Source organism: Amycolatopsis sp. NPDC049253, from assembly GCF_040678995.1.
Classification (GTDB): domain Bacteria; phylum Actinomycetota; class Actinomycetes; order Mycobacteriales; family Pseudonocardiaceae; genus Amycolatopsis.
On record NZ_JBFAQX010000002.1, the window covers coordinates 464,721 to 487,802 of the forward strand.

Below are 23,082 nucleotides of genomic sequence, written 5' to 3' on the forward strand. Positions count from 1 at the left end.
GAACAGCGCGGGCAGCAGGAGCCCCAGCGTGCGCAAGCCCGAGAACCACAGGCCCACGCCGGCGCCGCCGACCACCACCACGACGGTGAGCGCGTAGAGCAGCGGTGTGTGCAGCTTCGCGGTCGGCGCGGCGAACAGGGCCCACAGGCCGATGCCCACGGCGGGCCCGCCGAGGCCGAGCAGCAGCTTGCCCGCGGTGGACTCCCCCGCGTGGAATCCCCAGTACCCCAGCGCGACGATCGCGGCCAGCTCCAGCAGGAAAGCCAGGCCCAGGTTTCCCCAGCGCCACACGGACTCGATCACGGTCGCCTCCTTGAGATGAGAGCAGTGCTCTCTGTTGGAAGCAGTGTTCACCTTTTGCGTTCGCGTTGTCAAGAGCACTGCTCTCGGATTACCAGCGCGGCGGTCGCCAGGACGACGGCGAGCCACACCGGCGCGCGGTGACCGGTGCCGAGGAGGCCGGCGGCGAGCCATGGCCCGGCGGCGGCGCCGACGTTGAGCGCGGCGGTGGCGAACGCGCCCCTGAGCGCCGGCGCGTCCGGGGCGGCGCGCAGCACCTCTGCGACGGCGGTGGACCCCACCGCGAACGACAGCAGCGCCTGCAGCGGGACGAGGACGAACAGCACCGTCGCGTTCCCCGCGCCGAGCGCGAGGACGAGCCAGCCGGCGGCGAGCGCCACTTGCGTCTTTCGCGTGGCCGGACGCCGGCCGGCGAGCGCGACCCCGGCGGAGGCGCCGATGCCGAACAACGCGAGGAGGACCGGCAGCCGGCCTTCAGGGAAGCCCGCAAGCGGGGCAAGGTAGGTGAAGACGGCGAAGGTGGCACCGTTCACGAGCGCGCCTCTGCCGAGCGCGGCCAGCACCCGCGGCCGCTTCAGCACCGCGAACTCGGCCTTGACGGGCGTACTCGCGGTCTCCGTCCTCGGCGCCCACCGCGCGATGGCGGCGAACGCGGGCACGGACACCACTGCGACCGCCCAGAACGCCGAGCGCCACCCCCACACCTGCCCGAGCACGGCGCCCGCCGGCACCCCGGCGATGCACGCCAGCGTGGTCCCGGTCAGCACCACGGCGGTTGCCCGCCCCTCACCTCCCGGCGCGGCGTCGGCCGCCACGGTCAGCGCCACGGCGAGAAACCCGGCCGTCGCCAGCGCGGCCGCCAGCCGGGTGGCGAGCAGGATCCCGAACCCGGGCGCCAGCGCCCCCGCCACGTGCACCACGACGAACACCCCGAGGTACCCCAGCAACGCGCCCCGCCGCGACCACCCCCGCCCCACGACGGCCAGCACCGGCGCCCCGACCACCATCCCCACGGCGAACACCGCCGTCAGCGACCCCGCCGCCGCCGGCGAGACCCCCAGGCCCCGCGCCACCTCGGGCACCAGGCCCGCCACCATGAACTCCGACGTCCCCTGGGCGAACACAGCGAGGGCGAGCAGATACGGCAAAACAGGCAAGACAGACACTCCTGAGATCGACGTGACCGTCCTGTTCGGACGGTGGAAGAAGGCACGGTCGATCGGAGCGCCTGGCCTCGGCTGCCACGGAACGCAGCCGTTAAGGAACGCAACCCCCACAACGCCACCGCTCGACCGGTGGCGCCACTCTTTCGGCCTCAGGGCTGCTCACGACGCGCACGGTAGCAGCGTCGAGTGGTGGTGCCGAACGGTTTTCGGCCGCGGCTTTCCCGAAGGTGCCGACCTGCGGTCGGAAGGCGTGCAAGTGCACCTCCGCCACGCCGGGCTTCGCCGACCACGCGGCGGATCCGCACGATGCCACCGGTGACTGATGCCGCGGCTTTTCGCGGCGTGGCGCGGCCGGTCGCGGCGGCCAGACTCCTCCGCCGAGCACCAGGACTCACCAAGCCGCAGCACCCGAACCGAGCCGTCTCGCCGAAAGATCACCTGCCAAGAGGCCCAGGGCCACCCTCGGTGGTAGTTCCGGGCAGTGGTCACGAAGGGTAGTGCTCGAACGGAGCAGTGGGCCGGGATGCTGTCCTTCGTTCGGCGGCGTCGCTCTACCCTGGGTCTCAGTAATCTTCTCCGCCATGAACGACCGAAGGGCCGGGATCCGCACGGTCCAGATGGCGGGCCTGGGCATCGTCGCCGGGCTCGGGTTCCTGGTGGCGAGCCTGTGGTGGTCGGCGGCCACGTGGTGGAGCTGGCTGGGCGGGAGCCTGCTGGTGGGGATGCTGACGTGGATCTTCGTGTTCGAGCTGGTGCGGCTGGGGCGAAGAGGCGACGACTGAACCACCCCGGCACAAAAAGCGGGGCCGCCCGAAGAAAAGGGCGGCCCCGGAAAAAAACCTACTTCGTGAAGTACCAGTCCTCCGGGCTGCGCGCCGTCTGCACGGCCGGGAACGAGACGCCGCCGAGGTTCTTCGCGACGACCTCCATCGCGCCGCGCAGGGGCATGTTGATCTGGCCCGGCAGGGTCTTCGCGGCGTAGTCCTCGTAGGCGGCGAAGGCGTCCTTGTCATCGCTGTGGAGGGTGGCCTCGATGAGCTTGTCCAGCTGCGGGTCGTCGTAGTTGCCGATGTTGCCGGTGGAGCCGGGGAGCAGCAGCTGGTCACCGGTGGGCACGGCGTTGTACTGCTGGTACCCGAAGTAGCCCATCTGCCAGTCGCACGCGGGGCCGGAGCCGTGGCAGTCGCTGACGTCGCTCAGCACCGCGTTGAACTCCTGGCCCTTCAGGTCGAACACGATGCCCGCCTCGGCGGCGTCCGACTTCCACTGCTGCATGATCCGCCCGTAAGCGGGATTGCCGGTCGAATACTGCAAAGTCAGCTCCAGCCGGGTACCCGCCGCCACGCCGGCGCCGCACTGGTTCGGGGCGGTGCCGGGCGCGGTGCACGTCATGGCGCCGTTCTGCAGGGTCCAGCCGTGTGACGTCAGCAGGGCCTTCGCCTTCGCCTTGTCGAACGGGTACGGCCCCGCACCGCGTTCGGCGTCGGTCACGTAGGAGTTGTCCGGGTTGATCGGCACCGGGCCCGTGGTCACGGTGGCGTAGCCGCGGTAGGCGACGTTCACGTCCGTCACCTGGTCCAGGGTCTGCTGGAACGCCTGCCGCACGTAGAGCTGCTTGAACACCGCCCCGAACTTCGGGTTGTCCATGTTCAGGATCGTCGAGCTCCAGCCCCACGCCGCCGCCGGCACGAGGTTGTAGTTGGCCTGCAACGGGTTCGTCGCGGGCAGCTTCTCGTTCGCCTTCTTCTGCGGCAGGTCCGCACCCGCTACGCCGCCGACGGAAATGGTCCGGCCGCTGCGCAGCGTGTTGTACTCCGCGCTGGTGCTCGTGAACGGCTGCATCTTGTAGTGCGCGAGATGCGGCTTGTCCGGCCCGCTGTACTTCGGTTCGGGTCGTAGCTGATGTTTCCCTCGGCGTCGAACGACGTCAGGTGCCACGGCCCGTCCACGACCTGCCACAACGGATCCGTCGCGTAGGTCGACAGGTACTTGCTCTTGTCGAACAAGTGCTTGTACACCGCGTCGCACTTCGCGCGGTCGTCCGCGCAGCCGCCGCTGCCCGCCGCCGCGGAGTCCGACGTCTTGTCCCACGCCATCGGCAGCGGCGCGATCTGCGCGAGCTCCTGGCCGGTGAACCACGTCGGCGAGTACGAGTCGGTGAGCTGCAGCGTCACCTGCTGCGGCCCGGTCGCCGTCGCGGACTTCACGTTGTCCGGGAACTGGCCCGGCACGTAGCCGTACCAGTTGGCCTTCTCCGCGAACATCATGTTCATCCAGAACACCACGTCCTTGGCGTTCACCGTCTCGCCGTTGGACCACTTGTACGGCTTGACGTTGATCACCACCTTGGTGTTGTTGTCGCTGAACACCGGCGGGTCCGCGAGGCTCTTGCGGGTGTTGATGCCGGTGCTTCCACCTGCGTCGCCGAACCAGTACAGCTCGCGGTACATCAGCTGCTGCAGGTCACCCGTCGCATAACCGCTGTTGTGCGCCGAGTCCACGAACGGGAAGATCCAGTTCGGCTGGGTGCCCGGCGGTTCGGCGAACACGGCCGTGCCGCCTTCGGTCGGGGTGCCGCCGCCCGAGCTCGAGCTCCCGCCGCCGCACGCGGTGGCGAGCGCGGCCGCGACCAGCACCACCACCGGCGCCACGAGTGCCTTGCGCAGTCTCATCCGTTCTCTCCTTGGTAGACCTTCGTCGCGTCGTGCTCACGAGCGGCGTCGAGCGGGAAGTGGCAGGCCGCCTCGTGCCCGGCGCCGAACGGCCGCAGCACCGGTTCCTCGGCGGCGCAGATCTCCTGCGCGAACGGGCAGCGCGTGCGGAAGCGGCAGCCCGACGGAGGCGAGATCGCGGACGGCAGCTCGCCCGAGACGCCGCCGCTCTGCCGGGCCGCCCACGGATCGGCGACCGGGACCGTGTCGATCAGCCCGCGCGTGTACGGGTGCCGCGGGTTGCCGTGCACCTCGGCGGCCGGACCGGTCTCCACGAGCTTGCCGAGGTACATCACGCCGATGCGCTGCGCCAGGTAGCGCACCACGGACAGGTCGTGGGAGATGAACACGTACGTGAGCCCGTGGCGCTCGCGCAGGTCGTTCATCAGGTTCAGGATCTGTGCCTGCACGGACACGTCCAGGGCCGACACCGGCTCGTCGGCCACGATCAGCTTCGGCTCCAGCGCCAGGGCCCGGGCGAGCCCGACGCGCTGGCGCTGCCCGCCGGAGAACTCGTGTGGGTACCGCTGCGCGGCGTCGGCAGGCAGGCCCACCTCGCCGAGGAGCTCCCGGACGCGCGCGCTGCGCTGCGCCCGGGTGCCGGCGCCGTGGATCTCCAGCGGTTCGGCCAGGATCGCGCCGACGCGCATGCGCGGGTCGAGCGAGGCGTACGGGTCCTGGAACACCAGGTGCGTGTCGCGATGACGCTGCCGCAACTCGGCCCCGCGCAAGGAAGTCAGCTCCGTGCCGTTGATCCGGATGTGGCCCGACGTCGGCTCGTCGAGCCCGACCACGGCCCGGCCCACGGTGGTCTTGCCGCAGCCCGACTCCCCGACCAGGCCGAAGGTCTCCCCCGCCGCCACGGAGAAGCTCACGCCGGCCACCGCGGACACCGTGCCCGTGCGCCGTCGCAGCACCGCGCCCTTGGTGACGGGGAAGTCCTTCACCAGGTTCTCCACTTCCAGGAGCGGCGCGCCCGCCGTCGGCTCCGAGGCCGGCGCGCCCGCCCGCTCGTGCACGCGGACGACGGCCGACGGCTCCTCGACCCCCGCCGAACCGACCGGGTGGAAACACGCGTACTCGTGCCCGGCCACGTCGGCGCGCAGCTCCGGCTCCTTCTCGACGCACTCGTCGGTCGCATACCGGCAACGCGGCGCGAAGCGGCACCCGGTCGGCGGCTCGCGCAGATCCGGGGGCAGGCCGGGGATGCTGTAGAGCTTCTCCCCCGACTCCGCCGAGTTCTCCGGCAGCGCCTCGAACAAGGCCTCCGTGTACGGGTGGCGCGGGTTGCCGAACAGCCGGCGCGTGTCCGTGAGCTCTGCGATCTTCCCCGCGTACATCACGGCGACGACCTCGGCGCGGCCCGCGACCACGCCGAGGTCGTGCGTCACGAGGATCACCGCCATGCCCAGGCGCCGGCGCAGGTCGTCGATCAGCTCCAGGATCTGGTGCTGCACGGTCACGTCGAGCGCGGTCGTCGGCTCGTCGGCGATGAGCAGCTCCGGTTCGCACACCAGCGCGCGGGCGATCATCACCCGCTGGCGCATGCCGCCCGAGAGCTGGTGCGGGTAGTCCTCGGCCCGTTTGCGCGCGTCCGGCAGCCCGACCAGCTCGAGCATCGCGACGGCGCGCTCGTGCAGCTCGCGCCGGGAGAGCGTCGAGTGCAGCTCCAGCGGTTCACTCACCTGGCGCCCGATGGGCAGCGCCGGGTTGAGCGAGGTCATCGGGTCCTGGAACACCGTGCCGATGCGCTTGCCCCGGACCTCCCGCAGCTCGGCGGGGGTCATGGTCGCGACGTCGTCGTCGCCGAGCAGGATCCGGCCCGACGCGATGCGCCCGCCGGGCGGGAGCAGCCGCAGGATCGACAGGGCCGTCATCGTCTTGCCGGAGCCCGACTCGCCGACGAGCCCGAGCAGCTCGCCGCGGCCGACTTCCAGCGTCACGCCGTCGACGGGGCGCACCACACCGTCGCGGACGTCGATGGTCGTGTGCAGATCTTCCAGGCGCAGAACGGGTTTCATGGGGTTCAGCGCCTCCGCAGCCGCACTTCGAGCGCGTCGCGCAGGGCGTCGCCGAGCAGGTTGAACGCCACGACCACGAGCATGATCGCGATGCCGGGCGGCAGGATCATCCACCAGTAGCCGTTCTGCACGAACTCGGTGCCGTTGGACAGCATGTTGCCCCAGTCGGCGTGCGGCGGCGCGATGCCGAGGCCGAGGTAGCTCAGCGCGGCCACGAGCAGGATCGCGTCGGCCACCTGGAAGGTCGCGTTGACCACGATGGTGCCGATCGCGTTGGGCATGATGTGGCGCAGCACCACGCGTTTCCCGCCGCCGCCCATCATCCGCACGGCCTGCACGTACTCGCGGGTGCGCAGCGAAAGCGTCTCGCCGCGCACGAGCCGGGCAGGGCTCAGCCACGCACCGAACGACACGACCAGGATCAGCAACCCCAGCGTCGGCGTGAAGATCGCGGCGAGGATCAGCATCAGGAACAGTGTGGGGATGGCCAGCAGCGTGTCGACGATCCGCATCATCACAGCGTCGACGAACCCGCCGACGTAGCCCGCGATGGCGCCCCAGAAGGTGCCGAACACGGTCGCGAGCAGCGCCGCGGCCACGCCGATCTCGAGCGACGACCGGCCACCGACCATGAGCCGGCCGAGCTCGTCGTAGCCCACGTCGTCGGTGCCCAGCGGGTGCCCCGCGCCCGGCGGCTGGTTGGCGCCCGCGAGGTTCGTCGCGATCTGCTCGGTGTGGTACACGAGCGGGCCGAAGAAGCAGAACAGCACGAACAGGATGATCAGCGCGAGCCCCGCGACCGCCAGGCGGTTTTCCAGGAAAGCCCGCAGGGTCGCCCGCGCCGCGGACCGCGAAGGCGCCGCCGGCAGTGCGGCTCGGTCGGTCATCAGTACTTCACCCTCGGGTCGAGCACGGCGTAGCCGATGTCGGCGAGCAGGGAGCCGGCCACCGTCGCGAGCGCGACGACGAGCCCGATCCCCAGCAGCACCGGGTAGTCGTGCACCTGGGCACCCTGGATGAATGTGAAGCCCATGCCCGGGTAGTTGAACACCTGCTCGGTGATGAGCGCGCCCGCGAACAGCTGCGGCAGCGACAGCCCCAGCAGCGTCACGATCGGGATCAGCGAGTTGCGCAGCACGTGCCGCGTGAGCACCTTGCCCTCGCTCGCCCCGCCCGCGAGCGCGGTGCGCACGTAGTCCTGGCTCAGGTTCTCCATCACCGAAGAGCGCGCGTAGCGGCTGAACGACGCGATGGTGATCAGCGCCAGCGTGAGCACCGGCAGCACGAGCGCGGGTGCCTGCGAAAGGATCTCGCCCAGCGAGTCGCCGCTCGGCCCCAGCGGGGAGAACCACTGCAGCTGCACCGCGAACAGCAGCACGAGGATCTCGCCGAGGAAGAAGCTCGGCATCGAGTAGAACGCGAACGACAGGCCCGTGGCCACGTAGTCGCCCAGGGAGTTGCGCTTGCGCGCCTGGTACACGCCCAGCGGCACCGCCACCACGAGAGCGACCAAAGTGGACAGTGTCATGAGCAGGATCGTCTTGGGCAGGTGGTCGGCGATCACGTCGGTCACCGGCTGGTTGAGCTTGTACGAGTACCCGAGGTCACCGTGCAGCACGCGCCCGGCCCAGGTGAGGAACTGCGTGATCAGCGGACGGTCGTAGCCGTTGTCGTGGAGGAACATCCGGATCTGCAGCTGCGTGGCCTTCGGCCCGAGGATCGCGCGGGCCGGCCCGCCGGGCAGCAGCTGCAGCAGCACGAACGTGAGCACCGCGACCAGCACCACCACCACGACCGACTGCAGGACGCGGCGCGCCAGGTACCCCGCCATCAACCGTCCCCGTGATCGTTCCAGTACTTGCCTGGTGCATAGACCTACACGGCAACAGCTCACCTGTCCACGGCGTCCACGGAAACTGACGTGCCGTTGTCCCACCTGGTGATCTTCCTACTTTCGGCGCTACCGATCCCCCAGTGTCCGAGGTAGATGATCGGCAAACCGGACAATCCGGGGCACATCGTGATACACAGCCCCACCCGCGCGTTGTACGGATCGTGTACGGAACGCGCACAGACTCCTCACCGTTCGCGACGGACGAGTGAAGGAGATGGGTGTCGTGCTGGGGAAGACAGTCGGGAAGACAACTGCCCGCCGCGTGGTCGCGGCGGTCCTGGCCGCGGGCGCGGTCACCACGAGCGGGGTGGCGCTGGCGGCGCCCGCGAGCGCCGCACCGACCGGGTCCTGGCGCGCCGAGCTGTCCCACATCGACGGTGACGACGTCAACGTCGAGGCGGCGGGCGGAGCGCTGACCCTGAAGAATTCCGCCTGGCACAGAACGGATCTGCTCACCGCCGGCAGCCAGGGCTACCTCATCTCCGCCCAGCGGCAGCTCGCCTCGCCGGTGAACCACGTGACGGCGAAGGTCGCCGCGGACCTGCCGAAGGGCACCGACGTGCAGATCGACGTGCGCGGCCGCACCGGCGCCGACGACTGGACCGAGTGGACGCCGGCCGGCGCGCAGGCCGCGGCCTTCGGCCGCGCGGTGAGCGTGGTGCAGGCGCGGATCTCGCTGTCCAGCACCACCGACGGCGTGCGCCCGACCGTGCGCGAGGTCGACCTCGACGCCACCCTGGCCCCGCAGGCCAACGCGCTCGCCGCCACGACCCCGCTGACCTACACGATCTACGCCACGCGGGAGGGCCTCACCGGCCACACCACCGCCAACGGCCACGTGATCACGGCCAACGACCACTTCGTCGCGCTGCCCTCGGGCAAGGCGACCTCGCCCAAGGGCACCGGGAACTACACGGTGAAGGTGTGCCGCACCGACGGCAGCCGCTGCGAGTACGCGCCGGTGTGGGACGTCGGCCCGTGGAACACCAAGGACGACTACTGGAACCCCGCCTCGGTCCGCTCGGAGTACAAGGACCTGCCGCAGGGCCAGCCGGAGGCGTACGCCGCCTACCACAACCACTACAACGGCGGTAAGGACGACCTCGGCTACACCGTGGGCAACCCCGCCGGCATCGACCTCGCCGACGGCGTGTTCAACTCCGGGCTCGGGCTCGCCGACAACGGCAACGTGAAGGTGACCTACCTGTGGACCGGCTCGGCCGCCGCGACCGGCGTCGTGACCACCGCCGGCGACCCGATGAACGTGCGCGCGACCGCCAGCACCACGGCCGCCGTCAAGGGTCTCGCGGCGAACTACGCCAAGGTCAACATCGAGTGCTACGTCAACGGTTCTTCGGTGACCGGCACCTTCGGCACGAGCACGATCTGGGACCGCATCGGCCCGGACAACTTCATCTCCGACGCCTACGTGAAGACCGGGTCGGACCTCCCCGTCGCCCCGCTCTGCTCCTGAGCTCCCGGTGACCGGTCCGGCGGAATCGCTCCGCCGGACCGGTCACCTTGGCCCGCAATGCCTTTTCCACCCGGTTCAGCGACACCGGTTCCCCCTCGGCCCGGCTATCGTGTCTGCCATCGTTTTCTTTGCGCCGAGGGGGTTTCATGCCGAAGACACGACTGCCCGGAAGACGTCCGAAGGCGGTGCTCGCCGCGGCGATGTTCAGTGCGGCGGTGTTCGGCGCGGCGGCGGTGACCACTGTGGTCACCGGCCCGGAAGCGGCCGCCCAGGGCGCGATCGTGGGCGGGGAAAAGGCATCGCTGGGCGAGCACCCGTACGCGGTGTACCTCGTGGACGACGCCGGCACGCAGTTCTGCGGCGGCGTGATCGTGAGCAGCTCGGCGGTCGCGACCGCGGCCCACTGCGCCGAGGCGGTGCCCACGAAGGACATCCGCGTCGTCGTCGGCCGCGAGGACAAGCGCACGAACGAAGGCAGCACGCTCGCCGTCGCGAAAGCCTGGGTGCATCCGGATTTCGAGAAAGCCGAAGAGGGCGACGACATCGCGGTGCTGACCGTGCGCGGCCGGCTGCCGGGCCGCGCGGTGTCGGTGGCCCGCGACACCGACGTGTACGCCGCCGGCACGAAGGCCACCGTGCTCGGCTGGGGCCGCGTCGCCGACGGCGGCGACCGCTCCGACTACCTGCGCAGCGCCGTCGTGCCGATGGTGAGCGACTCGACGTGCGAGCAGGCCTACGACTCCTACGACCCGGCCGGCATGGTGTGCGCCGGGTACCGGCAGGGCGGCATCGACGCGTGCAAGGGCGACTCCGGCGGCCCGCTCGTCATCGGCGACACGCTCGTCGGGATCGTGTCCTTCGGCGACGGCTGCGGGAAACCCGGCAAGCCCGGCGTCTACACGCGGGTGACCACGTTCGCCGGCGTGATCACCGAGCAGACCCGCGGACGCTGACCGTCCACAGCAGACTTACGTGGCGCCGGCCGACGAACGCAGCACCGCCAGGAAATCCGCGACCGGCTTCGACCGCTGCGCCTCGGGCAGCGTGACCGCCGTGACGCGCCGGGCGAACCCGCGACCGGCCAGCGGACGGTCGGCGAGATCCTTGCGGTGCGCGGCCAGCGACAGCCGCGGCACGAGGCTCACGCCCATGCCCGCGGCCACGAGCCCTTGCAGCGACTGGTAATCCGCCGCGCGGAAGGTGATCTGCGGTTCGAACCCGGCGATGCGGCACATCGTCTCGTACGCGTGCTCGTACGGCGCGCGGTGCGTGCGCGTCACCCACTGCTCGCCGGACAGGTCGGCCAGCGGCACCTCTTCCGCGTCGACGAGCGGGTGGTCCAGCGGCAGCACGACGTGCAGCGGGTCGTCGGGCAGGGCCACGTGGTGCAGCGCGCGGTCCACGGGCTGCGGCGCGAAGTCGTAGCCCCACACCAGGACCACGTGCGCGGCGCCCTCGCGCAGCCGGCTGAACGCGTCGTCGCCGTGGGTGGCCGACAGGCGCAGGCGCACGCCGGGGTGCTGTTCGCGGAACGCCTTCACCACCGGCGGCAGCAACTCGACCCCGGCCGTCGCGAACGCCTCGATCCGCAGCTCCGTGGGATCGGTGCCGAGCGAACGCACCTCCTGCTCGATCGCCGAGAGCTCCCCGAACAGGCTCTTCGCGTGCGCGGCCAGCACTTCGCCCGCCGGGGTCAGCTCGACCCCGCGCGGCAGCCGTTTCAGCAGCGACAGGCCGACCTCGCGCTCGATCACCGACATCTGCTGGGAGACCGCCGACTGGGTGAGCCGCAGCCGGTGCGCGGCCGCGGTGAACGAACCTCCTTCGACCACCGCGACGAGAATCCGCAGGCGCCTGACGTCCAGCACGGGCGCCTACTCGCCCGTGACGGCGTACTGCGGTGCCCGCCCGCCGAGCGTCGCGTCCACGAACGCCACGGCCGCCCGCGCGTTCTCGATCCGGAAGGTGAGCAGCACCGTGTCGAACCCGCCGGACGCGTCCTGCTGCTTCGCGAGCCCGTCGACGATCCGGTCGAGCACCCGCCGCTGCTCGGCGAGCAACGGCGCCGGGTCGGCCCGCCGCCGTTCCAGCAAGGCCAGCTTCACCAGCAGCTCCGAGCGCACGTCCCGTACGTGCCGGGCGGGCCGGGCGAGCCATTCGCCGACGGCCGCGTGGCCTTCGGACGTGGCCTGGACCAGCGCACGCGGCGGGCCGGAGTCACCGGGTTCGGTGCCCGCGCCGACGACCAGTCCACGCGCCTGCAACCGGTCCACGGCTCGGTAGACGACCGGCTTCGGCAGCCGCCAGACGCGGCCGACCTCGCCGGCCTGTGAGGTGAGCCGCACGAGGGCGAAACCGTGCGTGGGGGACTCCGCCACCAGGCACAGCACGATCCACTCGCTCAGGGACAATCCAGCGGACAACCCGGCTCCGTCTTCCACGTCCGACACTGTAGCTCGTGAGTAGTCTCGGTGATACTAGTCGCGGAAGATCGGGCCGGGCCGCCGCCGGACCGGGCCTTTGTCAGCCCCGCAGCGTGGCGCGGCCCGCGTACCGGGCCTCGGTGCCGAGCTCCTCCTCGATGCGCAGGAGCTGGTTGTACTTCGCGGTGCGGTCCGAGCGCGAGAGCGAGCCGGTCTTGATCTGGCCGCAGTTGGTGGCCACGGCGAGGTCGGCGATCGTGGTGTCCTCGGTCTCGCCCGAGCGGTGCGACATGACCGCGGAGTAGCCGGCCTTGTGCGCGGTCTCGACGGCGGCGAGCGTCTCGGTCAGCGTGCCGATCTGGTTGACCTTGATGAGGATCGAGTTCGCGATGCCGCGCTCGATGCCGTCCTTCAGGATCTCCACGTTGGTGCAGAACAGGTCGTCGCCCACAAGCTGCACACGGTCGCCGATGGTGTCGGTGAGCTGCTTCCAGCCGGTGTAGTCGTCCTGCGCCAGACCGTCCTCGATGGACACGATCGGGAAGCGCCGCGTGAGATCTTCGAGGTAGGCCACGTGTTCTTCGATGCTGCGCTTGCGGCCTTCGCCGGTGTAGTCGTAGACCTCGCCGGTGTAGAACTCCGACGCGGCCGGGTCGAGCAGCAGCGCGATGTCCTCGCCCGGCGTGTAGCCGGTCTGCTCGATCGCGCGCACCACGAACTCGAGCGCCTCGTCGGCCGACCCGAGCTGCGGCGCGAAGCCGCCTTCGTCGCCGACGTTGGTGTTGTGGCCGGCCTCGTGCAGCGACTTGCGCAGCGTGTGGAAGACCTCGGAGCCCATGCGCACGGCGTCGGCGAACGTCTCGGCGCCGACCGGGCCGATCATGAACTCCTGGAAGTCGATCGGGTTGTCGGCGTGGGCGCCGCCGTTGATGATGTTCATCATCGGCATCGGCAGCAGGTGCGCGTAGACCCCGCCGACGTAGCGGTAGAGCGGCAGGTGGTTGGCTGCCGCCGCGGCCTTCACCACCGCCAGCGACACCCCGAGGGTCGCGTTGGCGCCGAGGCGGGCCTTGTTCGCGGTGCCGTCGAGCGCGATCAGCGCGCGGTCGACGTCGGCCTGAGCCTCGGCTTCGAGCCCGGTCACGGCCTCGGCGATCTCGCCGTTCACCGCGTCGACGGCCTTGCGCACGCCCTTGCCGTGGTAGCGGGACTTGTCGCCGTCACGCAGCTCCACGGCCTCGCGCGTGCCGGTGGACGCCCCCGACGGCACGGCCGCGCGCCCGCGCGACCCGTCGGCCAGCTCCACGTCGACCTCGACCGTCGGGTTCCCGCGGCTGTCCAGCACCTCGCGGCCCTTGACCCGGACGATGCGTGTCATGTCACTCCTTGCGAAGGTCTGGCCGGAGCGCGTTCGACGAGAACCGTGGGCACTGCGGCGGCAGGCGGCACCACGGTGAGCCGCGAATCACGGGGAGGCTAGCAGAAATCCACTGAATCGATCCTGAATTCCCGGGAACGGTCGCGGACGGGCCCCGGCCCAGAACCCGAGCGCCCCGCCGACCAGCTCGAACAGCACCGCGCCGCTTGGGTCGTGCGGCGCAGCCGGAACCCCCGCCGGTCCGTGACCCCGTCCAGGCCGGGTTGCCCGCTCCGGGTTCAGCGACGGGCACGAACGCCTTGGCCCGCGTGACCGCCGCCGCCCAGCGCATCACGCGTCCCCAGTGCCCACCAGCTCACCGAGTGTCCACTCCGGACAAGCCGGGACCGGCGCACCGAAATCCGCACCGGTCCCGTCCCGCGCGAAAGCCGCCGGCTGCGCGGAGATCTCCTTGGCGTACCGCTCGTTGCCCGGGTTCAGGATCACGATCGAATCACGAACCGCGGCCCGATCACCATGACAACTCGCAGGCGTTCGCACACGGTTCGCGATCCCGGTCACCGTTACAGCACTCCTCCGCCCGGGTTGTGACAAGGGACGTGCGGAGTTCTACGAAGCGTAACCACGGCTTCTCCTCGCCTGCATCGACCGGAACGACTCTCGGGACGTCAACACCTGCCGCCCTGCCCGGGCGAAATGAAGGAGAGTCCCCGATGTCCCGTCTCCCCCGACGCACGGCCGCGGCCGTCCTCGGCGTGGCCGCCGCCTTCCTGCTGGCCGCGTGCGGCCAGAGCGCGGCGACGAACACCGGCAACGCAGCCGATGGTGGCGGTCGCAACCCCGATGAGCTCGTCTTCTCGGCGGTTCCGTCCGAAAACGCGCAGAGCCTCCAGCAGTCCTTCCAGCCGGTGATCAACCTCCTGGAGAAGGAGACCGGCAAGAAGATCAAGTTCCAGCCGGCCACCGACTACGCCGCGGTGATCGAGGCGCAGCGCAGCGGCAAGGTCGACATCGCCAACTACGGCCCGCTCTCCTACGTGCTCGCCAAGAACAGCGGCGTGAAGGCGACCCCGGTCGCCGCCGGGATCACGGCCAAGGGTGAATCCCCCGGCTACAAGTCCTACGGCATCACCAAGGCGGGCTCGCCGATCAAGAGCATCGCCGACTTCAAGGGCAAGAAGATCTGCTTCGTCGACCCGGCTTCGACCTCGGGCTACCTGTACCCGAAGGCCGCGCTGCTGCAGGCCGGCATCGACCCGGTCAAGGACATCACCCCGGTGATGACCGGTGGCCACGACGCTTCGGTGCTCGCGGTCAACAGCGGCCAGTGCGACGCCGGTTTCGCCGAGGACGTCATGGTCGACAAGATCCTGATCGACAAGGGCCAGCTGAAGCAGGGCGACATCAACACTGTCTGGAAGTCCGACATCATCGCCGGCTCGCCGGTCGCGATCGACGACGACCTGTCCGCCGACCTCAAGGCGAAGATCACCGACGTGTTCCAGAACAAGGCCAACGTCGACTACCTCAACGCCAACGGCTTCTGCTCCACCACCTGCAAGGCGGTCGACGACGCCGGCGACTGGGGCTACGCGAAGGTCGACGACGCGTTCTACGCCGGCGTCCGCAAGGTCTGCGCGACTACCAAGGACAAGCAGTGCACCGCGTCGTGACCGACGAGCCGGTCATCGTCTTCGACGGCGTCAGCAAGCACTTCGGGCCCGAGGTCCGGGCACTGGACGAGGTTTCGCTCAAGGTGCACCCGGGTGAGGTTGTGGTGCTGCTCGGGCTCTCGGGTTCCGGCAAGTCCACGCTGCTGCGCCACGTCGACGGGCTGCAGCGGCCCACCGGCGGCTCGGTCACGGTGCTCGGCACCGACGTCGGCACGGCCCGCGGCAGTGAGCTGCGGCGCCTGCGCCGGCGGATCGGGTTCGTGTTCCAGCAGTTCCACCTGATCGGCAGCCTCACGGTGCTGGAGAACGTCTGCGCCGGTGCGCTCGGGCGCCTGCGCGGGCCGCGGCTGGGCCTGGTCACCTACCCGAAGTCCGTCCGGATCGAGGCGCTCGGCCACCTCGAACGCGTGGGGCTGCTGGACCGCGCGTTCCAGCGGGCCGACACGCTCTCGGGCGGCCAGCAGCAGCGCGTCGCCGTGGCGCGGGCGCTGATGCAGCGGCCGGAGATCCTGCTCGCCGACGAACCGGTGGCCTCGCTCGACCCCGAGTCGTCGGCTCAGGTCATGGCCCTGATCCGGGAGATCGGGGCCGAGCAGAAGCTCACGGTGCTGTGCAGCCTGCACCAGGTCGACCTGGCGCTGAGCTGGGGCGACCGGGTGGTCGGCCTGCGGGGCGGCCAGGCGGTGCTCGACACCCCGGTGGCCGGGCTGGATCGCGACGCGGCCATGGGCCTGTACGCCAAGGTGGCCGCGGCTCCGGTGCCCGTGCCCGCGGCCGTCGGATGACCGCCGCGCCGCCGCTGTCCACCGCCCGCGTGGCGCAGCGGACCCTCTCCCTGCCCCGCGCCGGTGGCACGGCGGCGTGGCTCGTCCTCGCCGCGATCGTCGCCTTCGGCGTGTGGGCGGTGGCGGACCTGAAGATCAACTTCGCCACGTTCGTCGACAGCGCCGACAACGCCGTCGACTTCGCCGGCCGGATGTTCCCGCTCGACTTCCCGCCCGTGGGCGAACTGCTCGAGCTGTGCGGGAAAACGCTGGCGATCGTGGTGTCCGCGACGCTGCTGTCGGTGCTCATCAGCGTGCCGCTGGCGATCCTCGCGGCCGTGAACACGACGCCGCACCGCACGGTGCGCGTGGGGGCCCGCACGCTCATCGTGCTGGCCCGGGCGGTACCCGACGTGGTGCTCGCCATCGTGTTCTTCCGCATCTTCGGCCTCGGCGCCATGACCGGGGTGCTGGCCATGGGCCTGCACTCGGTGGGCATGGTCGCCAAGATGTACGCCGACGCCGTCGAGCAGATCGACGAAGGCGCCCGCTCGGCCGTGCGGGCGGGCGGCGCCGGGACGTTCCAGGAGCTCGTGACCGGCGTGCTCCCGCAAGTGCTGCCGGCGTTCGTGGCGACCGCGTTGCACCGCCTGGACATCAACCTCCGGGTGTCGGTGGTGCTCGGGTTCGTCGGTGTCGACGGGCTCGGGTACGCGATCGCCACGGCGTTCCAGCAGCTCGACTACCCGCGCGGAATGGCTCTCGCGCTCGTGGTGCTGCTGCTGTGCATCGCGGTGGAGCTGCTCTCGGGCGCCATCCGCCGCGCGCTGCTGCGCGGGCAGGACACCCGCAAGACCGTGGCGATCCCCGTGCAGCGGGGCAACCAGGTCAGTCCCGGATGGACGTTCCGACGGGTCCGCCAGGCCGCCTACGCGCTGGTGACCGTGCTGGTGATCGCGGCGTCCGCGTGGGGTGCCGACCTCGACCCCGCCCAGTTCTTCGGCGCCCTGGGCAATCTCGGGCAGACGGCCGGGTTGTTCTGGCCGCCCGAGACGGCCGGGATCTTCGGGCAGCTGCTCGACGACCTGTGGGTCACCGTGCAGATCGCACTGGGCGCCACCGTGCTCGGGGCGGTGCTGGCGGTGCCGATCGGGTCGCTGGCCGCGCGCAACGTCGCGCCGGCCGCGTGGGTCGCGCGCACGTTCCGGTTGATCGTGGTGCTGATCCGCGGCATCCCGGAGCTGGTGCTGGCGATCGTGTTCGTGGTGATCACCGGCCTCGGCGCGGTGGCGGGCACGCTCGCGCTCGCCGTGGGCGCGGTCGGGCTGCTGGGCAAGCTCGTGGCCGACTCGCTGGAGGAGGTCGACCCGGGCGTCGAGCAGGCGATCCGGGCAACCGGGGCGGGGCCGTGGCAGGTGTTCTTCACGGGCACGCTGCCGCAGGCGGCCCCCGCGTTCGTGGCCCACGTGCTCTACCAGCTAGACACGAACATCCGCTCGGCGACCCTGCTGGGCATCGTCGGGGCGGGCGGGATCGGCTTCGATCTGCTCAGCGCTTCCCGGGTGATCGAGTTCGGCGTGGTCACCACCGTGCTGCTGCTGGTCTTCGCCACGGTGCTGCTCGTGGAGCTGCTCGCGGTCTGGCTCCGGCACGTCGTGCGCTAGCCGCGGCGACAACTGTCGCTGATGTTCACCTTCGGGCGTGCGGGCGTTGGCCACGGCGCAGTTGTCCGGACAAGCCCGCCGAGCACTGTGGGTGACATGACCTCGACGAGGTACCTCGACATCGCCGACCAGCTGGCCACCGAGCTGGTGGGCTACGCACCCGGGACGCGGGTGGCGAGCGAGCCGGAGCTCGCCACCCGCTTCGGGGTCGGCCGGGCGGCCGCCCGTTCGGCCCTGCAGGAGCTGGAGCGGCGGCTGCTCGTGCGCCGGGTGCAGGGCGCCGGCACGTTCGTGAGCCGGCGCATCGACTACGTGATCTCGCACAGCCGGCCGCCGTCCTGGCACGCCACGGTGGCGGCGGCCGGTGCCACACCCCGGTCGCAGATCAAGGGCGTGGAACGCGTCGAGGCCGGCGAGGCGGCCGCCCGGCAGCTGGAGCGGCCGGTGGGCTCGCCCGTGCACCGGGTGATCCGCCACTTCTACATCGACGACCTGCTCGCTTCCTGGACCGAGGAGCTGATCCCGGTCGACGTGGCCCCGAACCTCGACCTCGCGCTGCACAGCGTGGAGTCGGTGGACCTGGTGCTACGGCAGCTGGGCGGCGTGCAGCCGGTGCGCGCGTGGTTCCGGGCGAGTGTGGACATCCCGCCCGCCGAGGTACTGCGCGGCCTGCAGATCGAGGCCAGGGTCCCGGTCTGGTGCATCGAAAGCGTCAACCGGGACGCCGAATCCGGCCGGGTGCTCATGACCAGCAGCGCGTGGACGCGCATGGACGCCGTCCGCGTGGTGGTGGAGCTGGAAGACCCGGCCTTCCCAGCGAAACGTGAAGGAGAACAGGGTGACTGACCCCTTGAGCCGGGAGGAGCGCTGCGGCCTGCTGGCCGAAGCCGAACCCGGCGAACTGCGGGCGCTCGCCGACGCCTGCCTCGCCGACGGCGCCGACGTGCGGGTGCTGCTCGCACCGGAGGTCGGCTGCGTGCAGACGCAGGTGCGTGAACCCGTCGCGGGCGAACGGTTCCTGCTCGGCGACGTGCTCGCGTGCCGCGCCGAGGTGGAGCTCGCCGGGCACCGCGGCTGGGCGATGCGCCTGGGCGACGACCGCGCGGCCGTGCTCGCCGCCGCGGTGCTCGACGCCGAGGTCGAGGCCGGCCGGGCCCGCGCGTCCGAAGTGGACGAACTGTGCCGGGAGGTCGCGCGCCGCCTCGTCGAGCGGGAAGAACGCGAATGGGCCGAGCTGGCCCCGACCGTCGTCGAGTTCGAGGAGCTGACGTGACCGCCATGACCTCCACCGCTCCCCCCGCGGTCCTGCGCCCCGCGGAATCGCAGCAGGTCTTCCGCACTGTACTGGAAGCGCTTTCCCGCCCGGGTGCGCCACAGGAGCTTCCCCGGGATCTCGTGCGCAGCACGGATCCCGCGGTGCTCCCGGTGCTGGCGCTGGCCGACCTCGGCACCGGCGTCTGCGTGCTGGAAGAGAGCCCGAAGTGGGTCGACGCCGTCGCGCTGGCGACCTCCGCACCGAGCCGGCCGCTCGAGCTCGCCCGGCTCGTCGCCGCCGTGCGCCCGGTGACCGCCGACGAGATCACCCGGCTGTGCCGCGGCAATGCGCCGGCCCCGGAGGACGCCGCGCTGGCCGCTCTCGCGGTGTCCGATGTGGAAGGCGGAGACCGCCGCTGGCGGCTCTCCGGACCGGGTGTTCCCGGCGAACTGACCCTGGCCCCGCGCGGCCTGCCCGGGGGGTTCGTCGCCGCGCGCGCCGAAGCCGTCGCCGGCTACCCGGCGGGGATCGACGTGCTGCTGGTGACGGACGACGGCCGCGTCGTCGGCCTGCCGCGCACCACCACGATCATCGAGGAGGACTGATGGGGTACTCGGGAGCCCGGGGCGGGCTCGAAGCCATCCTCGCGGCCGAAGACCTGGTGCGCCGCGCCCGTGACCACGCGCCGGTCGCGTGGGCCGACACCGAGCAGATCGTCGCGCGGTTCCGGCTCGCGGTCGACCGCGTGATGGGCGAAGCCGGCCTGTTCGACGAGGACACCGCCGCCGCGGCGTTCCGCCAGGCCGAAGGCGACCCGCTGGAGGCGTCGCACCTGCTGCGCGCCTACCGCTCCACGCTGCCGCGGCTGGCCGTGGGAGAGCCGGTGGACCCGGACGACATGCTGATCCTGCGCCGCATCGTGCCGGCGTTCCGTGAGCCGGACGGCCCGCAGCTGCTGGGCCGCACCACCGACTACACCGGGCGCCTGCTGGAGAAGCCGGCCGAACAGCCCGAGGCCGCCGAGCACGCGGCGAGCACCGCGAAGCCGCGCACCGACGAGCAGCGTCGGCCGCGGCGGTTCCTCGACCTGCTGCGCGAGCTCGACCTGGCCGTGGACCACCGCGGTGAAGCCGAGGACGCCGAGCCGTTCGACCTCACCCGCAAGCCCGCCCGGCCGCCGGCCCCGCGCTCGGCCGCGCTGGCCGCCATGGCGCGCGCGGAGACGGGTGCGCTGGTGTCGCTGTGGTACCGCTCGATCCTGGGGCCCGACGGCAACCTCCACGAGGTCACGCTCGGCGAGGTCCGCCACGGCCGGCTGCCGTTGCGCGTGAAGCACCCGCACACCGGCAACCCCGTGTCCGTCGGCAACTTCCGCGTGACCGAGGCCGAGGCCATCGAGGACCTCAACGGTGCCGAGGAGGACCGCAGCCGCTTCGACGTGGGCTACGGCCTGTGCTTCGGCCACAACGAGCGCAAGGCCATCGCGATGGCGAACCTCGACATCGCCAACCGCCGCTTCGGCAAGTCCGGCCCGCTGGAGCAGCTGCTGCTGCTCACCACCGACGGGCTCGACTCCGGCGGTTTCCTGGAGCACCTCAAGCTCCCGCACTACGTCACGTTCCGCTCGATGGTGGAACGCAAGCGGGCTCTGCAGGCCGCGGCCGCCGCCGGTGGCGGACCGGCGCCCCGGCAATCCGAGCCTTTCGGAGGGGAATGCTGATGAGCACGACCGAACAACTGCTCACCGACCTGGAAGCCGTCGCCGAACCGGCGGGCATCCTCGACGAGGGCGGCAAGCGCGAGGTCCGCCGCGCGGCGCTGACCGCGGTGTGCGTGCCCGGGTACCAGGTGCCCTTCGGCTCCCGCGAGATGCCGGTGGCCCGAGGCTGGGGTTCCGGCGGCCTGCAGGTCACGCTCGCGGTGGTCGGCGCGACCGACACCGTGAAGGTGATCGACCAGGGCGACGACGCCGGCGTGAACGCCACCAACCTGCGCCGCATGATCGCCGCCACCACCGGCGCGGCCGAGACGGCCGACACGCGCGAAGCCACCATCGTCCAGACGCGACACCGCGTGCCCGAGGAGGCGTTGTCGGAAGGCGACGTGCTCGTGTACCAGGTGCCGGTGCCGGAACCGTTGCGCGGCGTGGAGAAGTCCATGGCCGAGTGCGGCCGGATGCACGCCGAGGGCGACTACTCGGCGATGTGGGTGAGCCTGTACGAGGACATCGTCCGCAACGGCATGATCACCCGCACCACCGGCTACCCCGTGCTCGTCGGCGGCCGGTACGTGATGGCCACGACGCCGATCCCGCGCTGGGACGTGCCGCGGCTGCACCAGTCGCCACACCTGAACCTCTTCGGCGCGGGGCGCGAGAAGCGCATCTACGCCGTGCCGCCGAACACCGACGTGACGCCCCTGACGTTCGACGACGTGCCGTTCGAGGTCGAGTACACGCCGGGCGCGGTGTGCAAGCTGTGCGGCCGCGACGACGCGTTCCTCGTCGCCGCGGGCACGAACGGCGACTACGCCTGCAGCGACACCGAGTGGTGCGCGCGGGTGCGCGAGGGCGACGCCGACGTGAGCGCCCACCACCACCGCGCGCCGCTGAGCATGCTGCCCGATCCGCGCCGCCGCGCCCGTGCCACCGTGACGGCGGAGCACCGCGAGATGCCGCGGCGCGAGATCGCCGCGGACGCGCCCGAGTGGGCACTGAAGGTGAGCGGCATCGGCAAGGTGCACGGCGCGGGCGGCGCGGACGCCGTGCCCGGCACCGGCCCTGAGCACGGCACGGCCGTCAGCCCCGCGTCGGGCGCGATCGTGGCGGCCTGGGACGTGTCCTTCGACGTCGCCCCGGGCGAAGCGCTGGGCGTGATCGGCGAGTCGGGTTCCGGCAAGTCGACCGTGCTGGCGTGCGTGATCGGCGACGAGCGCGCCACCGCCGGCGAGGTCCGGCTGGCCACTGTGGACGGTGGCCGCACGGATCTGCTGACCCTGCCGGACGCAAAGCGCCGCGGCCTGCGCGTGGACGCGATGGCCGTGGTCCACCAGAACCCGGCCGACGGGCTCGATCTGCGCGTGAGCGCCGGCGGCAACATCGCCGAGCGCCTCACCGCGGCGGGCTGGCGCGGCTACCACGACATTCGCCGGCGCGCGGCCGAGCTGCTCGACCGGGTCGAGGTGGCGCTGTCGCGGATGGACGACCCTGTGGGGACGTTCTCCGGCGGCATGCGCCAGCGCGTGCAGATCGCCAAGGCGCTGGCCACCGAGCCGCCGGTGGTGCTGCTCGACGAGCCGACCACCGGGCTCGACGCGTCGGTGGCCGCGGGTGTGCTCGACCTGCTGCGCGGCCTGCTGTCCGAACGCGACATCGCGGCCGTGGTCGTGAGCCACGACTTCTCGGTGATCGACGCGCTCACCGACCGCACGATCGTGATGCAGCTCGGCCGCGTGGTCGAGCGCGGCCTGACCGACCAGCTCTTCCACGACCCCCACCACCCCTACACCCAGCGGCTCGTCGCCGCGGCCCGGAGGTGACCCCCGTGTCCCCCGTCCTGTCCTTGCGCGGCCTGCGCAAGTCGTTCACGCTGCACACGATCGACGGCCGGACCGTGCACTCGCTGCACGGCGTCGACCTCGACGTGCGCGCCGGCGAGCACGTGGCGCTCGCCGGGCCCAGCGGTGCCGGCAAGTCGTCGCTGCTGCGCTGCGTGAACCGCACCTACCTGCCCGACTCCGGTTCGGTCGGGCTGCGCACCGCCGACGGCACCGAGCTCGAGCTGACGGAGCTGCCCGACCGCGCGATGGCGCGGGTGCGCGGCCGCGAATTCGGCTACGTGTCGCAGTTCCTGGCCGCTCCCCCGCGCACGGGACCGCTCGAGGTCGTGGCCGCCACGGCCCGGCGGCGGGGCGTGGACCGGGCCGAGGCACGCGAAGCGGCCGCCGAAGCGCTGAAGCGGCTCAACCTCGACGAGGCGCTGTGGGACGTCGACTGCTCGGTGCTCTCGGGTGGCGAACGCCAGCGCGTGAACCTCGCCGCGGGCACCGTCCGGCCACCGCGCCTGCTGCTGCTCGACGAGCCGGTGTCCGCTTTGGACCCCGCCAACCGCGAGTCCGCCCTGGAGCTCATCGCCTCGCTGACCGCGCGGGGCGTGGCCGTGCTGGCGGTGTTCCACGACCTCGACGCCATGCGGCGCCTGGCTTCCCGCGTCGTGCTGATGAGCGACGGCCGCATCGCTCGCGACGGTGCGCCTGACGAAATTCTGGAGGAAGTGGCATGAGGACTGCTTGCAGGTCCGCATCATCCGACACCATGCTCGCCGACGTGGTGACACAGCCGGGCCTTGGCGCGTCCGAAGA

At 71.4% G+C, this 23,082-nt stretch carries 20 protein-coding genes and 2 pseudogenes; 12 read left to right on the top strand and 10 right to left on the bottom strand.

The window, feature by feature from the left end; translation table 11 throughout:
- Positions 1 to 15: 15 nt before the first annotated feature.
- Positions 16 to 474 (bottom strand): annotated as a pseudogene (locus AB0K15_RS06495) (YrdB family protein); the annotation flags it as partial.
- Positions 372 to 1,466 (bottom strand): MFS transporter, encoded by a 1,095-nt coding sequence (locus AB0K15_RS06500; protein ID WP_364046257.1) that lies wholly within the window; start codon positions 1,464 to 1,466, stop codon positions 372 to 374. The gene AB0K15_RS06500 and the pseudogene AB0K15_RS06495, both read right to left, overlap by 103 nt.
- Before the next feature lie 581 nt (positions 1,467 to 2,047).
- On the opposite strand from AB0K15_RS06500, the gene AB0K15_RS06505 reads away from it, so the two are divergent.
- Positions 2,048 to 2,248: a hypothetical protein gene (locus AB0K15_RS06505; protein ID WP_364046259.1), complete on the top strand. Its 201-nt coding sequence runs from the start codon at positions 2,048 to 2,050 to the stop codon at positions 2,246 to 2,248.
- A 58-nt stretch (positions 2,249 to 2,306) separates the two neighbouring features.
- On the opposite strand, the pseudogene AB0K15_RS06510 reads toward AB0K15_RS06505, so the two are convergent.
- From AB0K15_RS06510 to AB0K15_RS06525, 4 genes and pseudogenes are all read right to left on the bottom strand, one after another.
- Positions 2,307 to 4,138 (bottom strand): annotated as a pseudogene (locus AB0K15_RS06510) (ABC transporter substrate-binding protein).
- Positions 4,135 to 6,198, bottom strand: a complete 2,064-nt coding sequence (locus AB0K15_RS06515; RefSeq protein WP_364046261.1) for an ABC transporter ATP-binding protein — start codon at positions 6,196 to 6,198, stop codon at positions 4,135 to 4,137. The pseudogene AB0K15_RS06510 and the gene AB0K15_RS06515 overlap by 4 nt, the downstream one beginning before the upstream one ends.
- Positions 6,199 to 6,203: 5 nt before the next feature.
- Positions 6,204 to 7,085: an ABC transporter permease gene (locus tag AB0K15_RS06520; protein ID WP_364046263.1), complete on the bottom strand. Its 882-nt coding sequence runs from the start codon at positions 7,083 to 7,085 to the stop codon at positions 6,204 to 6,206.
- Positions 7,085 to 8,029: an ABC transporter permease gene (locus AB0K15_RS06525; RefSeq protein WP_364046265.1), complete on the bottom strand. Its 945-nt coding sequence runs from the start codon at positions 8,027 to 8,029 to the stop codon at positions 7,085 to 7,087. The genes AB0K15_RS06520 and AB0K15_RS06525 overlap by 1 nt, the downstream gene beginning before the upstream one ends.
- A 286-nt stretch (positions 8,030 to 8,315) precedes the next feature.
- Between AB0K15_RS06525 and AB0K15_RS06530 the strand changes: the two genes are divergently transcribed.
- Positions 8,316 to 9,566: a hypothetical protein gene (locus AB0K15_RS06530; protein WP_364046267.1), complete on the top strand. Its 1,251-nt coding sequence runs from the start codon at positions 8,316 to 8,318 to the stop codon at positions 9,564 to 9,566.
- 146 nt (positions 9,567 to 9,712) lie between these two features.
- Positions 9,713 to 10,519 carry a serine protease gene (locus tag AB0K15_RS06535; protein ID WP_364046269.1) on the top strand — a complete coding sequence of 269 codons (807 nt, stop codon included), beginning with the start codon at positions 9,713 to 9,715 and terminating at the stop codon, positions 10,517 to 10,519.
- A 15-nt stretch (positions 10,520 to 10,534) separates the two neighbouring features.
- Here AB0K15_RS06535 and AB0K15_RS06540 read toward each other — a convergent pair whose 3' ends face one another.
- From AB0K15_RS06540 to AB0K15_RS06555, 4 genes are all read right to left on the bottom strand, one after another.
- Positions 10,535 to 11,434, bottom strand: a complete 900-nt coding sequence (locus AB0K15_RS06540; RefSeq protein ID WP_364046271.1) for a LysR family transcriptional regulator — start codon at positions 11,432 to 11,434, stop codon at positions 10,535 to 10,537.
- A 6-nt stretch (positions 11,435 to 11,440) separates the two neighbouring features.
- Entirely contained in the window at positions 11,441 to 12,007 is a 567-nt protein-coding gene (locus AB0K15_RS06545) for a PadR family transcriptional regulator (protein ID WP_364046273.1), read from the bottom strand.
- Between the two features lie 82 nt (positions 12,008 to 12,089).
- Positions 12,090 to 13,367: a phosphopyruvate hydratase gene (eno, locus tag AB0K15_RS06550; RefSeq protein WP_364046275.1), complete on the bottom strand. Its 1,278-nt coding sequence runs from the start codon at positions 13,365 to 13,367 to the stop codon at positions 12,090 to 12,092.
- 330 nt (positions 13,368 to 13,697) lie between these two features.
- Positions 13,698 to 13,853: a hypothetical protein gene (locus AB0K15_RS06555; protein WP_364046277.1), complete on the bottom strand. Its 156-nt coding sequence runs from the start codon at positions 13,851 to 13,853 to the stop codon at positions 13,698 to 13,700.
- Between the two features lie 227 nt (positions 13,854 to 14,080).
- Between AB0K15_RS06555 and AB0K15_RS06560 the strand changes: the two genes are divergently transcribed.
- The 9 genes from AB0K15_RS06560 (at position 14,081) to AB0K15_RS06600 (ending at position 23,003) form a co-directional block, all read left to right on the top strand.
- Positions 14,081 to 15,040 carry a phosphate/phosphite/phosphonate ABC transporter substrate-binding protein gene (locus AB0K15_RS06560; RefSeq protein ID WP_364046279.1) on the top strand — a complete coding sequence of 320 codons (960 nt, stop codon included), beginning with the start codon at positions 14,081 to 14,083 and terminating at the stop codon, positions 15,038 to 15,040.
- Positions 15,037 to 15,825, top strand: coding sequence for a phosphonate ABC transporter ATP-binding protein (gene phnC, locus AB0K15_RS06565; protein ID WP_364046281.1), 789 nt, complete (start codon positions 15,037 to 15,039; stop codon positions 15,823 to 15,825). The genes AB0K15_RS06560 and phnC overlap by 4 nt, the downstream gene beginning before the upstream one ends.
- Positions 15,822 to 17,468: a phosphonate ABC transporter, permease protein PhnE gene (gene phnE / locus AB0K15_RS06570; RefSeq protein WP_364046283.1), complete on the top strand. Its 1,647-nt coding sequence runs from the start codon at positions 15,822 to 15,824 to the stop codon at positions 17,466 to 17,468. The genes phnC and phnE overlap by 4 nt, the downstream gene beginning before the upstream one ends.
- 96 nt (positions 17,469 to 17,564) lie before the next feature.
- Positions 17,565 to 18,314, top strand: coding sequence for a GntR family transcriptional regulator (locus AB0K15_RS06575; RefSeq protein WP_364046285.1), 750 nt, complete (start codon positions 17,565 to 17,567; stop codon positions 18,312 to 18,314).
- Positions 18,307 to 18,741: a phosphonate C-P lyase system protein PhnG gene (gene phnG / locus AB0K15_RS06580; RefSeq protein WP_364046287.1), complete on the top strand. Its 435-nt coding sequence runs from the start codon at positions 18,307 to 18,309 to the stop codon at positions 18,739 to 18,741. Before AB0K15_RS06575 ends, phnG begins: the two co-directional genes overlap by 8 nt.
- Before the next feature lie 5 nt (positions 18,742 to 18,746).
- A complete protein-coding gene (gene phnH / locus AB0K15_RS06585; protein ID WP_364046678.1) occupies positions 18,747 to 19,328 on the top strand; it encodes a phosphonate C-P lyase system protein PhnH in 582 nt (193 codons plus the stop codon).
- The gene (locus tag AB0K15_RS06590) at positions 19,328 to 20,443 is read left to right on the top strand and encodes a carbon-phosphorus lyase complex subunit PhnI (protein ID WP_364046289.1); all 1,116 of its coding nucleotides are present in this window, start codon (positions 19,328 to 19,330) and stop codon (positions 20,441 to 20,443) included. Before phnH ends, AB0K15_RS06590 begins: the two co-directional genes overlap by 1 nt.
- Positions 20,443 to 22,260 carry an alpha-D-ribose 1-methylphosphonate 5-phosphate C-P-lyase PhnJ gene (locus tag AB0K15_RS06595; protein ID WP_364046291.1) on the top strand — a complete coding sequence of 606 codons (1,818 nt, stop codon included), beginning with the start codon at positions 20,443 to 20,445 and terminating at the stop codon, positions 22,258 to 22,260. Before AB0K15_RS06590 ends, AB0K15_RS06595 begins: the two co-directional genes overlap by 1 nt.
- A 5-nt stretch (positions 22,261 to 22,265) precedes the next feature.
- A complete protein-coding gene (locus tag AB0K15_RS06600; protein WP_360591814.1) occupies positions 22,266 to 23,003 on the top strand; it encodes an ATP-binding cassette domain-containing protein in 738 nt (245 codons plus the stop codon).
- Positions 23,004 to 23,082 lie beyond the last annotated feature (79 nt).